The sequence below is a fragment of the Mesorhizobium japonicum MAFF 303099 genome (genome assembly GCF_000009625.1).
Taxonomy (GTDB): Bacteria; Pseudomonadota; Alphaproteobacteria; order Rhizobiales; family Rhizobiaceae; genus Mesorhizobium; species Mesorhizobium japonicum.
In genome coordinates, this window is the sequence record NC_002678.2 from 6,737,565 (window position 1) to 6,750,621 (window position 13,057).

The window sequence follows — 13,057 nt, forward strand, 5'->3', positions numbered from 1 at the left end:
GTCAAGGTACGGTCTGCTCGATACCTAGGACTTGACCGGTATCCAGATCTCCAGCCCGCCATTGCCGCTGCGCGGATCGAACTCCGGCCCATAGCGTTCGAATTCCGGCGCGTCCGCTATTTCGTGCCCGGAGGCCGGCAGCCATTTGTTCCAGATCGTGTTGACGGTGCGGCGGATGGTCGAAATGTGCTCGCGATGCGAAAACACCGCATATTTCTGCGCCGGTATGCGCACGCGGCTGAATTCCCTGGAAAGGTCGGAAAAGTCCGAGACCTCGACGCCGGCGATGTAGTCGAAATTGCCGGCATCGTCGCCGTTGACGCAGACGCCATAGGCGACGTCGCCGGTCTCGCCCGGAATGTTGCCGATATAGGGGCCGAAGCGTTGCCATTGCATGGGAATGGCGGCGCTGGTCTCGCAGCTGTAGCGTTCGCCCAGCCCCGCGAGGCTGGTCTCGAAGCGCGGTGGCTCGAGGTTGGCAAGAAAGGACTGGTCCATCAGGATCGGCTCCACGAGGTCGAGGGTCTTGGTCGAGCCTTGCGCGCGCACCAGCTCCGGCGTCGTGCCGAACTGGTCGCGGAAGGCCCGGGTGAAGGCCTCATGCGAGTTGTAGCCGGCATCGAGCGCCACCGAGAGGATGTCGGGCGCCCCGTCGGCCAGCCTGCGCGCCGCCTCGGTCAAGCGCCGTGCGCGCGCATAACCCATGACGGAGCGGCCGGTGGCGGCGCCGAAGGCGCGCGTCACATGAAAGCGCGACACGCCGCTGCTTGCCGCGACATCGTCGAGCGAGATCGCCTCCGGCAGATGGCTCTCGACAAACCACAGCGCTTTCTCGGTCGGGTTCATGGCTTCTCGCATTTGGCCGGACCATCTTGCCGCTTTCTTGCGTGGCAATTTGATCGAAATTGCGCCACGCACGAATTTGGTCGAACAAAGCCATCGAATCGATTGCGCAAACGTTTCGATGACATTATGGTCCATCGAAATCCGCCAAAGCCAATGAGAGCGGACTGGAACGCATCATCAGGGAGGAGCGCTTGCCAGCACTCCATTTGAGTCGCCATGCCGACAATGGCTGAGGTCGCGCGCCGCGCTGGCGTATCGGTTTCGACCGTCTCGCATGTCATCAACCGCACCCGCTTCGTCTCGCCGGAGAAGGCCCGGCTCATCAACGACGCAATCGCCGCGATGGGCTACCAGCCCAACGAGCTGGCGCGGTCGCTGAAAGTGGCCTCGACCAACAGCGTCGGCCTGGCGATCTCGGCGATTTCCAACCCTTATTTCACCGATATCATCTGTGCGGTGGAGGCCGAATGCGCGCGCCTCGGCCTCATGGTCTTCCTCTCCGACACGCAGGAGGACCCCGACCGCGAGCTTTCGGTGGTGCGCGCCTTCCACCAGCGTCGCGTCGACGGCGTAATCCTGGCGCCGTCGGGCGCGCCGCAGCGCGCCATCGATTACCTGGCCGAGAAGAAGCTGCCCTGCGTGCTCATCGACCGTTTCGCCGACGAGCGTTTCGACCAGATCGGCGTCGAGAACCAGTCATCGATGCGCGCGCTGATCGATCATGTCGCCGCCTTCGGCCACAAGCGCATCGGCTACATCGCCGGCCAGCCGGGTTTGGCGACGACCCGCGAACGCGTTGAGGCCTTTCGCGCCTCGCTGGCCGCCAATGGACTTGAATGCGTGCCGCACTATGTCTCGCCGGAGAATGTCGACACGGCGAGCGCGACCGCATCGACCCATGCGATCCTGTCTCTGCCGTCGCCGCCCACCGCATTGGTCACGGGCAACAACATGACGACCATCGGGGCAGTTCGCGCCATCCGCGAGAGGGGGCTCTCTATCCCCGGCGACCTCTCGCTCGCCGGCTTCGACGACTTCGAATGGGCCGATTGCTTCGAGCCGCGGCTGACACTGGTCGCGCAACCCTGCACCGAGATCGGACGGCAGGCGGCGGCCCTGCTGTGCGCTCGCATTGCATCGACCGACCTGGAGCCGCAGGCGGTGCGGCTGCGGGCGGCGCTGCAGGTGCGGGAGTCCTGCGCGAGGCCGGCCCCCCATGAGGTCAGCCCCATGAGGTCAGCCCCATGAGGTCAGCATGAGCGCGCCGCTGCTTTCCGTCATCGGCGCGGTCAAGCGCTTCGGCGGCGTCCAGGCGCTGCGCGGCGTCGACTTCGACCTCAAGGCGGGCGAGATCCATGCCTTGCTTGGCGAAAACGGCGCCGGTAAATCGACGCTGATGAACCTGTTGTCGGGCGTCTACACGCCGGACGAGGGCACCATCCACATCGACGGCAAGCAGGTAGCCTTCAACAACCCGCGCGAGGCGCAGGCGGCCGGCATCGCCACCATCTTTCAGGAACTCGACCTGGTGCCGACACTCGACGTCGCCGCCAACCTTTTCCTTGGCCGCGAGTTGATGCGGCCGGGCGGCTTCCTCGATGTGCCGGCGATGCGCAGCGAGGCCCGCAAACGGCTCGAAGCCATCGAACTGGCCATCGATCCGGCCAGCATGGTGGCGAACCTTTCGATTGGCCAGCGCCAGGTCGTAGCGATCGTCAAGGCACTGTCCTACGCCTCGCGTGTGCTGATCATGGACGAGCCGACGGCGGCACTCACGGTCGGCGAGGTCGACAGGCTGTTCGACATCATGCGCAAGCTTGCCGCCAGCGGCGTCGGCATCGTCTACATCTCGCATCGCCTCGAGGAGGTGCCGCAGATCGCCGACCGGGTGACGGTGATGCGCGACGGTCGCGTCGCGGGCGTCACCGAGCCGCACGCGCCGCAGGCCGAACTGGTCCGGCTTCTGGTCGGCCGGCCGCTGGATGAGCTTTATCCCGAACGGTCGACGAAGGCCGGCAGGACACTGCTCAGTCTGCGCGATGCCAGCTTCAGGCTCGCCCATGAAAGCGCCGGCTGGCAGCCGCCGAGCGGCGTCTCGCTCGACGTCAAGGCGGGCGAGATCGTCGGGCTGGCCGGCATCATGGGGGCAGGGCGCACCGAACTGCTCAGCGCGCTCTATGGCACCGGCCTGTCCGGCCGTTGGGAAGGTGAGGTCGCCATCGATGGCCGGCCGGTAAGCCTGGATTCGATCAGCGCGGCCCGCTCGGCCGGCATCGCCTTCGTCACGGACGACCGGCGCGGCAGCGGGCTGATGCTCAGAATGGCTGTGGGCCTCAATTTGGTCATGTCGGTGATCCGCCGCATCTCGCCCTTCGGCCTGATGTCGCAGCGCCGCCAGGCGGACGCGGTGAAGCAGTCCTTCGGCCAGTTCGATATCAGGCCGAAAAATCCCGACATCGCCGTCGGTGCGCTGTCCGGCGGCAACCAGCAGAAGGTGGTGCTGGCCAAGGAGATTCTCGGCAATCCCCGGCTGCTGCTGCTCGACGAGCCGACCCGCGGCGTCGATGTCGGTGCCAAAGGCGAGATCTACGCGCGCCTGAGGCAGTTGGCGGCGCAGGGGCTCGGCATATTGGTTGCGTCCAGTGAGATGCCGGAGCTCATCGGCCTGTGCGACCGGATCGTGGTGCTGCGCGAAGGGCGCAACGTGGCGGAATTCATCGGCGGCGTCGACGAGCACACGGTGCTTGACGCGGCAAATGGCAGGGAGGCCTGATGTCTGAGCAGAAGATTTCGGTGACAGCGAGCCCGGCGGTGCCGGCGGCAGCGCCAAGGCATCGCGATCCGCTCGCTTTGGTGGTGCGCTTCCAGAGCCTGATCGGCCTGGTCGTGGTGGCGATCGGCGGCATCATCTTCTCGCCGCGCCGGCACGGCCAGATCCTGTTCCTCGATCCCGACAACATCGCCAACATCGTGCGCGCCGTGTCGGAGACCGGCATCATCGCCATCGGCATGACCTTCGTCATCATCACCGCCGGCATCGACCTGTCGGTCGGCGCGGTGCTCGGCCTGTCCAGCGTCGTCACCGCGTCGATGATGATCTCGGGCGGCTTCGGGCTCATTCCCACCATCCTCGCCGTGCTTATCATGGGCGTCGTCTTCGGCGCCATCCAGGGCACCATCTCCACCCGCTTTCGGCTGGAGCCGTTCATCGTCACGCTCGCCGGCTTGCAGGCGGCGCGCGGCCTGGCGCTGGTCGTCTCGGGCAACCAGTACATCAATATTTCCTATGGCGACGGGCCGGGCCTGGCACCGCCGGTGTTTGCGATCCTCGGCGAGCGGCTGTTCAACAACACCGTGCCGGTCGCCACCATCGTCTTCATCGTCTTTGCCGCGATCGCAACCATCGTGCTCAACACCACGCGCTTCGGCCGCTATGTCTTCGCCGTCGGCGGCAATGAGCGCGCCGCGCGCATTTCCGGCGTGCCCGTCTCGATGGTGAAGATCTCGGTCTATGCCATCACCGGTTTTGCTTCGGCTCTGGCCGGCATCGTCCATGCCGGCCAGTTCAATTTCGGCAGCGCCAATGACGGCATGGGCTACGAGCTCACCGCGATCGCCGCCGTGGTCATCGGTGGCACAAGCCTGTTTGGCGGCGCCGGCTCGATGGTTGGCACCGTGGCCGGCACCATCATGCTGGGCGCGCTCGCCAACATCCTGCAGCTCAACAACATCACGCCGGCCATGCAGTTGCTCGCGACCGCCGCGATCATCGTGCTGGCGGCAGTGCTTCAATCCCTCGTTCGCCGCCGCGAGGGTTTGGGTCGTTAGGAGGAAGGCGGCAACAAAGTCGAAGTCAACCAAGGTCTGGCCCCCCGGCCCGACAAGGAGGAGAGTGAGTATGAAGACCACAAGACAAGGAACGAGGCGCACGCTTCATGCCCTGCTTCTGGCAGGCGCGGGCCTGTGCATTGCGGGATCCGCCCAGGCTGCCGACCCGATGGTCAAGGCCTGCGCCAAGGACGGCCAGTTCGTCATCGGCTTTTCGCAGGCCAACAACGCCGAACCCTATCGCCAGCACGTCAATGACGAGCTGACCGCGGCGGCCAAGGCCGTGCCGGGCTTCGCGCTGCAGATCGCCGACGGCGCCGGCAACGTCAACACGCAGACCTCGCAGGTCGACAATTTCATTACCCAGAAGGTCGATCTGCTGCTGATCTCGCCCTTCGAGGCGGCACCGCTGACGCCGGCGGTGAAGCGCGCCATGGATGCCGGCATCCCCGTCATCGAGCTCGACCGCAAGACGGTCGGCGATCCCGGCAAGGACTACACCGCCTTCATCGGCGGCGACAATTACAAGATCGCGCTCGAGGCCGGCAAATACACAGCCAAGACCTTGCTGCCGGACGGCGGCGAGGCGGCGGTGCTGGAAGGCCTGCCGAGCTCGACGCCGGCGGTGGAGCGGCTCAACGGCTTCAAGGACGGCGTCAAGGAGAACGCCAAGATCCAGGTCGTCGCCGAGCAGGCCGCCGACTGGGTGCCGGACAAAGCCCAGACCGCCTTTGCCGCCATGCTGCAGGCTCATCCCGACATCAAGGTGCTCTATGCCTCCAACGACATGATGGCGGCCGGCGCGCTGCTCGCCGCCAAGGGCGCTGGCAAGCAGGTCAAGATCATCGGCACCGACGGCCTGCCCGGGCCGGCCGGCGGCATCGAGGCCGTTGCCAAGGGCGACTGGGCCGCCACCTTCACCTATCCGACAGGTGCGAAGGAAGCGATCGAGATGTCGAAGAAGATCCTGCTCGACTGCGCGACCTCGGTGGAACCGACGGTGACGGTGGAAACGACCGCGATCACGGCGGAGAACGCCAAGCAACTGATGGGGAAGTGAGGGGGCGAAGAGCCCGGCACTGAACTTGATGCGCAAGGCCCCGGGAGGGGCCTTGTTCGTTTTGGAAGGGCCCGCCGAAGAATGACAACTCGTGCCGCATTTCGGTCGTTCGCGAGGCTATCGCCGTCCATCGAAAGCCGACATGGGTCGTCCAAGCGCTAACGGCTCGGCCGTCACTCGCAAGATTTCTACGCCACGCGTGGTTCAGCTGACCTGGGTTTGATCACGGTGGCGAGTATGATGCCGGCAACAATGAAGGCCGCACCGATCAGATCGTAATCGTGCAAATCCTCGCCGAGCAGCAGATAGGCAAGCATGGCGACGAACACCGTCTGCAGGTAGAGCAGCATGCTCGCCCGACTCGCGCCGAGTGTTTCCACGCTTTTGTTGTAGAGATAGTACATCAAGGCGCCGCCGGGACCTGCCAGATAGGCGAGCGCGAGAATGCTGTGGACGTTCATGACGGAGCGTTCGTCGTTGAACAATTCCCACAAATGGAAAGGCAAGGCGACCAGCGCGCCGGCGCCGAGCAGCAGCACGACCATCGGCAGGAGTTCGATGCCGAATTTGGCACGGCGCAAAAGCACGGTGTACAGGCCCCAGCAGAACGCGCTGCCGACGATCCACAACTCGCCGGCGTTGAACTCGAGTTGCAGCAGCGCCGTCAGGTTCCCGTGGGCAACGATGAAAATCATTCCGGCGAGCGCAACCAGCGCGCCAAGCGACTTCCACAGCCCGAGCGGTTCGCCAAGCACGAAACGGGCGAGCACCATCGTCATGACAGGCGACAGCGCCATGATGATGCCGGCCGTGGTGGCGTTGGTGTCGTTGAGGCCATGGTAGATCATGCCCTGGCATAGCGTAAGGCCGATCGCCCCCACGGCGACGACCTCCACGGCGCGAGTTCGCAAAAGCCCGATCATCGCGCCGTGATGACGGTGCACAATCGGCAGCAGGATGGCGCAAGCAAGCGTCAGCCGCCAGAAGCAGAGGCCCCAGGGCGGCATTTCAGGCGCCACCCATTTGGCCGCGATATAGACGCCAGCCGAAAGCAGCCAGCACAGGATGGCGGCCGGATAGCCGGTCAAGGAGGATATGGGCCCGACCACGGGCTGCGCGGCTTGATGCGCTATCGGTATTGCCTGCATGTCATGTCCTCCCCTTCGATGACGTCGGCCCGATGGGGGCAGCATAGCCTGCGTCGTCGGGTCGTGCATCCGTTTTGAAAGGGTCGAAAGGCGTTCGGCCGATGGCGGCTGGCGCACTGCTCACCGCCAGGGGCGCCGGCAAGGACGTCAAGATCATCGGCACCGTTGGCTTGCCCGAACCGGTGGGCGGCATCGAGGCCGTTGCCAAAGGGCGACTGGGCCGCGCGACCTTCACTTACCCGACGGGTGCGCGATCGAGATGTCGAAGAAGATCCTGCTCGACTGCGGGACTTCGGTGGAACCAACGGTGAAGGTGGAGACGACCGCGATCACGGCAGAGAATGCCAGGCAGCTGATGGAAGTGAGGGCCGGAGAGCCCGGCACTGAATTTGATGCGCAAGGCCCCGGAAGGGGCCTTGTTCGTTTTGGTTGGGCCTGCCGAAGAATGGCAGTTTCGCGCCGCATTTCGGTCAGGTAGGCATGTCGCGTGTGTTTGGAGCTGTTGATTCAGCAGCGTTGACAAAGCAATAATAATCTTGGGGAAGAAGAGGCGCTTCAGGTCTAAGATCTTGGTATAGTCGCCACTCAAGTCGACTCAGCCTTAACTACGACTCAGGATATTTGCCGATTGCCCACTCATAACAGTTGCGAACATAGTTACTTTTCGGTGTAATGCCATCAGATCCGTGCGCGTGGATTTGCCGGATCGGGGGCGCAAAATGCAAACAACGATGAGCCAAAAGCTCGCGACCTATGGGCAGTGGACCTATAGGGGGGCATGGGCGCTTGAGCTGGCAGCGGCGACTATCGGTCTTACGACTGGCGTAGCTCTTGGCTATCAAGCTTTCGCGGCCAGCGAGTCCGTCACTGCCATGGATCTGACACTCGCAAGTGCACCATTTTTGATGGTCGCCATCGCCGAACTTACCAAAATCCCAATTGCCACTCTGCTTTTCAGCGTATCTTGGGTGTGGAAGCCCATAGTACTCATCTTCCTGTTGATCCTCGCGGGTATTACGTTCGAGACCGTTTTTATGGGAATGGAGCGGGCAGGCGCCCTTCGTCAGCTTCGCTACGAAGATTTGGTGAACAAGATTGACGCGCTGGAACAGGAGGCGTCGAAGCTTGCCTTGGTAGATGAACTCGGCAGGAAAGCTGATCAGGTTGACCAGGCTCGCGCCGAATTTGAGGAGATGACCGCCCTTGCCGAAAAGTCCCGTGCCGGCTTCCAGAAACAAATTGCGGAGGTTGACGCTGAATTGCAGGGGACAACAGCTCTTACTCCGGAGGCATCCCGTGTTCGAGACCAGATCGAAGAGAAGAACACGGTTCGATCGTCGCTGATTGAGCAGCGCGATGCTGAGATCAAAGACGCCGTCGACCAGTTCGAACGTCAGCGCGACAGCTTCGTCCAGCGCATCAAGATGGCCCGAGACTCAGGCGACAGCGATTCAGCTCGGAAGTTGGAGGATGAGGTCGCCAAGCTAGCAAATCCGAGGTCCAAAATCGGCGCCAAGTTCGACGCTCAAATAGATCCACTGGATCAGGAAATAGCGTCACTTCGATCTGATTTTGATCGGCTACGTGCGAGCAGTCCGCCGATGACGGCCGACCAGCGCCAAAAGCTTACAGGTCGGCGATCGAATCTCGAGCAGACACGAGATGCAGACGCCGCGAGTTGGCAGAGGCGACTTGACGAGGCGGGCAAGAGGCTAGCCGACGCCCAGGGCGCTGAAGCCAACAAAGCGACCGTGGCCGCGCAAAATCAGGTTAGGCAGGATCAAATAGCCAAGGAACTCGCGGCCCTGGAGAAGGAGCGGATTCCAATGGCGCGCACCGACCAGGTCCGACGGATCGCGGCAAGATGGTACGGTGCAAAGCCAGAGCAGGTGACACCGGAACAGGCAGGTGTGATCTCAGTCATTTGGTTCAGTTCGCTAGCCGTGATCGCAGCGCTGGCTGGGCCGATCACAGCGATGGTGGCGCTCGCGCTTCAACGAATAGCCGCTCGCGGCGAAGTTCAGTCCCAAAGCCGACTATCGTCGCTCATTCGCCGCATGCTCTTAAGATGGCGGTGGCGCCGTATTCGGACAATCGAGGTGCCGGTCGAGAAGGTCGTCGAAAAGGAAGTCGAGAAGCGCGTCGAGGTCCCTGTCGAAATTGAAAAGGTCGTCAAGGAGATCCTCTACGTTCCGCTGTTTACCGATGATCCAGAGGTGCTTCGAACGGCTCTGAATCAGGAGCTGCCGCCAGATGTTGCCGATCTGGTGAAGTTGTCGATGAAAGGGCAGGGCAATGCTCGTCCGGCATAACACCGCTCTTCTCGAGCAGGCGGTCGGCCTCATTGTAAAGCGCTCTGCCATACCGACACTACAGGCTGAGGCCGCAGCTCAGGAGAAAATCTCCAAAGCGGCTGCACTACGTCGAATTGCGACCGGAGGTGCAATCGCCGTAGCAGCAATTGGGATCGGCTTGGGCTTGAAGCTTGGACTGTGGCAGAACGGACCTGCAATCTCAGAACTGAATACTCCGCGCGTAGAAGTACCCGCGAAGCCTGCCGAAACTAAAGCAGATAAGCCTTCCATCCCACTGCCTACTCCCCGGCCCACGCAACTGCCGACGCCGCCAATGCCTCCGAAGGAACCGGATGTCGTCACCGTGGACTTCACGAAGTTCGCCACGAAGACGATCGACTTCCAGGGAGACAAATGGGAGTTGATTTCAGGCCATCACTTCAAGGACGAAAAAGACAGCTCGTGGGACACTGCGTGGTGCTATTCGCGTCGGATGGTCCAGGGCGTCGACGTAAACGTTCAACTGGCTAACAGGCTGGGTCCAGAAACACAGCCTGTCTCACCCATATCTGCGCCCGAGACTTTGGCACAGGTCGGCTTAACAGATGCTACGGCAATTCAGCTGGCAACGAATTGTGCGTGGCTCGATGGTCGTACTTTTGCAGCCGCGGATTTTGCCGCCGATCCTCGTCGACAAATGGGTGGCGTATCCCCGCAACCCCCGATAATGACTGCACCGACCGATCCTGACACCGGCTTTGTAGTCGTATCTGGATGGGACGCGATTGGAAACGATCTGCCCAACATGCCTATTCGAGGCGTCACTGCCGAGCAGTGCCAGAACGCTTGCGACCACGATTTTACGTGCTTGGCGGTTACATACAACACCAAATACCAAGCCTGCTTCATGAAAGGCGATGCTTCCGTTCTTGTGAAGAGCGAAGAATCTGTGATGGCGGCCAAGAAGGTTGTCGAAAGCAATCTGCACTACTCGAACCTAGTATTCGCAAAGAACACCGAGGTTTCCGGCGTACCTTATTGGACGGGACAACTCAGGTATCCAGACTGCATCTTACAATGCGCGAATGAAAAATCGTGTATGGGTTTCAATTTCCGCAGCAAAGAAATGTCGTGCACGCTGTTCAACAGCGTCGCTCAATCATCCGACAACGTAGCTGTGGCCTCAGGAATCAAGAGCGTCGGGAACTAGGCCGTATACCCATAAGCGATCGACGTCTGAGAATGGTAAGAGGCGTCCGTCCAACGGCCTCACCACAGGAGGTCATCAAAACGCTTTGCCGCTCCCGCTGCGATGCGATGTGGTGCCATCGATCAAGCATGAGAAGTCCGGCTGCAACTCAACCATGATGTTGGATACGGCAGGGGCGGCGCTGCTGGGTTCCTTCTCCGCATAGGTGGCCATAATATAGACGCCGCGAGGATGCTCAGCGTTTAGCCTTGCGGTGAGATGCCAGTGTGGCCTGAGCGCGTAAAGCTTCCTGAGCAACGAAAGGAGCATGGCATCAGAGTAGGAGCCGGCCAGGATTTCGGTGGCCATCAATCTCAATTCTCCCGGATTGTCGTTCTCTTTCTCGATGACCCAACCTCGTCCACCGTGGGGCTGGCCAATGATCGCTTCGAGTGCAGGGATGTGAACACGGCGGAGCTTCTGCCTGTTGTTGCAGCGTATGTAGATGCTCCATAAGATTTCGTAGTCACCTGTCCAAGGCTCCGTGCGCTCCGGCATGCCTGGGTAGAACAACTGGGGCATATCTTCGCTCATCATCGACCTTTCATGTCCGCCTTCCACGGTGCGGTCAAGCCTGCGCCAGTTTGTGATTCAGACTGCCCACGAACCAATACGACCTAACCGACTTCGAATGGCGCGCGATCCAGCCGCATCTGCCCAACAAGCCGCGAGGCGTGCCGCGCGTGGATGATCGGCGGGTTCTCAATGGCATCTTCTGGGGATTGCGCTCCGGTGCGCGCCGACAAGGGCTGTCATGCCAACGCCTTGCGCAATGCCGCCACCGAGCGAAGGGCTTGGGCCAACATCCCTCCCAAGGCCAACCGCAAGGACCCGATCTGCTTCAGCGCCTTCCTCTACAAGGCACGCAACCTCGTCGAGCGCTTCTTCAACAAGGCCAAGCAGTTCCGCCGGATCGCAACCCGATACGACAAACTGGCGGAAAACTACCTCGCTGCCCTCAAACTCGTCTCAGTCCGCATCTGGCTACGCGATAATGAGTCTACGTCCTAGCCGGGGGCGTGTGCGCAACACCAAGCTTGACATCGTCGCGAAACATCACTTCAAACGTAATGTTATTACATATTGTGTGGAGTGCAGCGACATCGCAAAAACTCGTTGCGATGCGATCGATGGAAATCTACGGTGGGTGCGTGATGGTCCCCGCGCCGAAAGGCAAGGGGTGAAAAGGGAACACGGTGAGACCTCAAAAGGTCGAGACCGTGGCTGCCCCCGCAACTGTAAGCGGAGAGCAAGATCCGACATGCCACTGGCCGGCAAGGCTGGGAAGGCAGGATTGCGCTGAGACCCGCGAGCCAGGAGACCTGCCATCACTGAGTTGACCGGACGGGGTGTGCCGGGAGGAGACGTGGACGTCGGTCTTGTCGGCCGGCTCGCCAGCATCCTTCCGTCGCCAGTTTTGGAAAGTGACGGAAAGTTGGACGGCGCCATCGATCATCGCATCATCGTATGCACGCTTTGCCGCGACGTCCCGACCGGCATCAGGTCGGGTGAGAGCCTGTGTGCGGATTTGCGTTCCCGGCTCTCGGCCTGCCATGAACCCGCCGTGGCGCATGGCTTCACGGTCGAAGGCGTCGAATGCATGGCGGGCTGTGCGCGGCCGCTGACCGTGGCCTTCCAGGCGCCAGGCAAGGCTTCCTATCTCTTCGGTTCCATCGACGCCGAGGCCGACGCCGGCGATCTCGTGCGATTTGCCGGGCTTTACGCCTCGCTCGCCGACGGCTGGTGCAATTCCGGACAGCGTCCGCCGCGACTGGCCGGCAAGACGCTGGCCCGCATTCCCGGGCCGGGCAAGCTTGCGGGCGACAGCCGATGACAACGCCACTCCTCGAAGCTCGCGACCTCCGCGCCATGGCGAATGGCCGGGATCTGGTCCACGCCGTCAGCCTGTCGGTGGCCACAGGCGATCGTCTTGCCATCATCGGCCCCAATGGCGCCGGCAAGACCACGCTGCTGCGCATGCTGTCGGGCATGCTCAGGCCAAGTGCGGGCGAGGTGAAGCTTGGTGGGCGCCGCCTGGACAGGATCTCGACCGCCGAGCGCGCCTTGCACATCGCCGTCGTCGGCCAGACCGACCAGCCGGACCCACGGCTGGCGGTGATCGACTATGTCGAGCTCGGCCGCGTCCCACATGCTGGACTGAGGCGCAGGAGCGAGGAGCGCGACATCGTCGTCGACGCGTTGCGCCGGACCGGCCTGTTGGCGCTGCTTGGCCGCAGCATCGGCTCGCTGTCGGGCGGTGAACGCCAGCGCGCCCAGCTGGCGCGCGCCATCGCGCAGCAACCGAAAGTCCTGTTCCTCGACGAGCCGACCAACCATCTCGATCCGCGCGCCCGTGGCGAGCTGCTCGAACTCGTGGCCGGCTTCGGCATGACGGTGATCGCGGTGCTGCACGATCTGGCTCTGGTGGCGCCCTTCGCCACCAGGGTCGCGGTGATGAGCGAAGCGCGGCTGCATGCGCTGGCCGCGCCGCGCGAAGCGCTGACGCAACAGCTGATCCGCGAGATTTTCGGCGTCGACGTGTTTCGCCTTCGCCATCCGACCGAAGACCGGGAACTCACGGTTTTCGATGTGCCGAACCGCGCCGCGCCGCCATCCTGATCGAACCCATCCC

At 62.4% G+C, this 13,057-nt stretch carries 12 protein-coding genes, 1 pseudogene and 1 riboswitch; of the genes and pseudogenes, 10 read left to right on the forward strand and 3 right to left on the reverse strand.

The genetic code is table 11. The features are described 5' to 3' along the window. Positions 1 to 24: 24 nt before the first annotated feature. On the reverse strand, positions 25 to 846 hold the full coding sequence (locus MAFF_RS33380) for an AraC family transcriptional regulator (protein WP_044551663.1): 822 nt from the start codon (positions 844 to 846) through the stop codon (positions 25 to 27). Positions 847 to 1,062: 216 nt separating this feature from the next. Here MAFF_RS33380 and MAFF_RS33385 point away from each other — a divergent pair, with 216 nt between their 5' ends. From MAFF_RS33385 to MAFF_RS33400, 4 genes are all read left to right on the forward strand, one after another. Next, positions 1,063 to 2,094 carry a LacI family DNA-binding transcriptional regulator gene (locus MAFF_RS33385; RefSeq protein WP_010915441.1) on the forward strand — a complete coding sequence of 344 codons (1,032 nt, stop codon included), beginning with the start codon at positions 1,063 to 1,065 and terminating at the stop codon, positions 2,092 to 2,094. 7 nt (positions 2,095 to 2,101) lie between these two features. Next, entirely contained in the window at positions 2,102 to 3,619 is a 1,518-nt protein-coding gene (locus MAFF_RS33390; RefSeq protein WP_010915442.1) for a sugar ABC transporter ATP-binding protein, read from the forward strand. Beyond that, the gene (locus tag MAFF_RS33395; protein ID WP_032929760.1) at positions 3,619 to 4,674 is read left to right on the forward strand and encodes an ABC transporter permease; all 1,056 of its coding nucleotides are present in this window, start codon (positions 3,619 to 3,621) and stop codon (positions 4,672 to 4,674) included. The genes MAFF_RS33390 and MAFF_RS33395 overlap by 1 nt, the downstream gene beginning before the upstream one ends. Before the next feature lie 70 nt (positions 4,675 to 4,744). Then, entirely contained in the window at positions 4,745 to 5,734 is a 990-nt protein-coding gene (locus tag MAFF_RS33400; protein WP_010915444.1) for a substrate-binding domain-containing protein, read from the forward strand. Between the two features lie 188 nt (positions 5,735 to 5,922). Here MAFF_RS33400 and MAFF_RS33405 read toward each other — a convergent pair whose 3' ends face one another. Next, entirely contained in the window at positions 5,923 to 6,882 is a 960-nt protein-coding gene (locus MAFF_RS33405) for a DMT family transporter (RefSeq protein WP_010915445.1), read from the reverse strand. 259 nt (positions 6,883 to 7,141) lie between these two features. Here MAFF_RS33405 and MAFF_RS41010 point away from each other — a divergent pair, with 259 nt between their 5' ends. From MAFF_RS41010 to MAFF_RS33420, 3 genes are all read left to right on the forward strand, one after another. Beyond that, entirely contained in the window at positions 7,142 to 7,360 is a 219-nt protein-coding gene (locus MAFF_RS41010; RefSeq protein WP_010915447.1) for a hypothetical protein, read from the forward strand. Between the two features lie 253 nt (positions 7,361 to 7,613). Next, positions 7,614 to 9,194, forward strand: a complete 1,581-nt coding sequence (locus tag MAFF_RS40405) for a hypothetical protein (RefSeq protein WP_197535291.1) — start codon at positions 7,614 to 7,616, stop codon at positions 9,192 to 9,194. Beyond that, the gene (locus tag MAFF_RS33420) at positions 9,178 to 10,386 is read left to right on the forward strand and encodes a PAN domain-containing protein (RefSeq protein WP_010915449.1); all 1,209 of its coding nucleotides are present in this window, start codon (positions 9,178 to 9,180) and stop codon (positions 10,384 to 10,386) included. Before MAFF_RS40405 ends, MAFF_RS33420 begins: the two co-directional genes overlap by 17 nt. 75 nt (positions 10,387 to 10,461) lie before the next feature. On the opposite strand, the gene MAFF_RS33425 is transcribed toward MAFF_RS33420, so the two are convergent. Continuing rightward, the gene (locus MAFF_RS33425; protein ID WP_044550146.1) at positions 10,462 to 10,962 is read right to left on the reverse strand and encodes a hypothetical protein; all 501 of its coding nucleotides are present in this window, start codon (positions 10,960 to 10,962) and stop codon (positions 10,462 to 10,464) included. A gap of 59 nt (positions 10,963 to 11,021) precedes the next feature. Between MAFF_RS33425 and MAFF_RS33430 the strand changes: the two are divergent. The 3 genes and pseudogenes from MAFF_RS33430 (at position 11,022) to MAFF_RS33440 (ending at position 13,044) form a co-directional block, all read left to right on the forward strand. Beyond that, positions 11,022 to 11,436: pseudogene (locus MAFF_RS33430) on the forward strand (transposase). A 127-nt stretch (positions 11,437 to 11,563) separates the two neighbouring features. Continuing rightward, positions 11,564 to 11,769, forward strand: a riboswitch (cobalamin riboswitch). Between the two features lie 22 nt (positions 11,770 to 11,791). Continuing rightward, positions 11,792 to 12,259, forward strand: a complete 468-nt coding sequence (locus MAFF_RS33435; RefSeq protein ID WP_244420687.1) for a DUF1636 family protein — start codon at positions 11,792 to 11,794, stop codon at positions 12,257 to 12,259. Continuing rightward, positions 12,256 to 13,044 carry an ABC transporter ATP-binding protein gene (locus MAFF_RS33440; protein WP_010915453.1) on the forward strand — a complete coding sequence of 263 codons (789 nt, stop codon included), beginning with the start codon at positions 12,256 to 12,258 and terminating at the stop codon, positions 13,042 to 13,044. Before MAFF_RS33435 ends, MAFF_RS33440 begins: the two co-directional genes overlap by 4 nt. Positions 13,045 to 13,057: the final 13 nt, after the last annotated feature.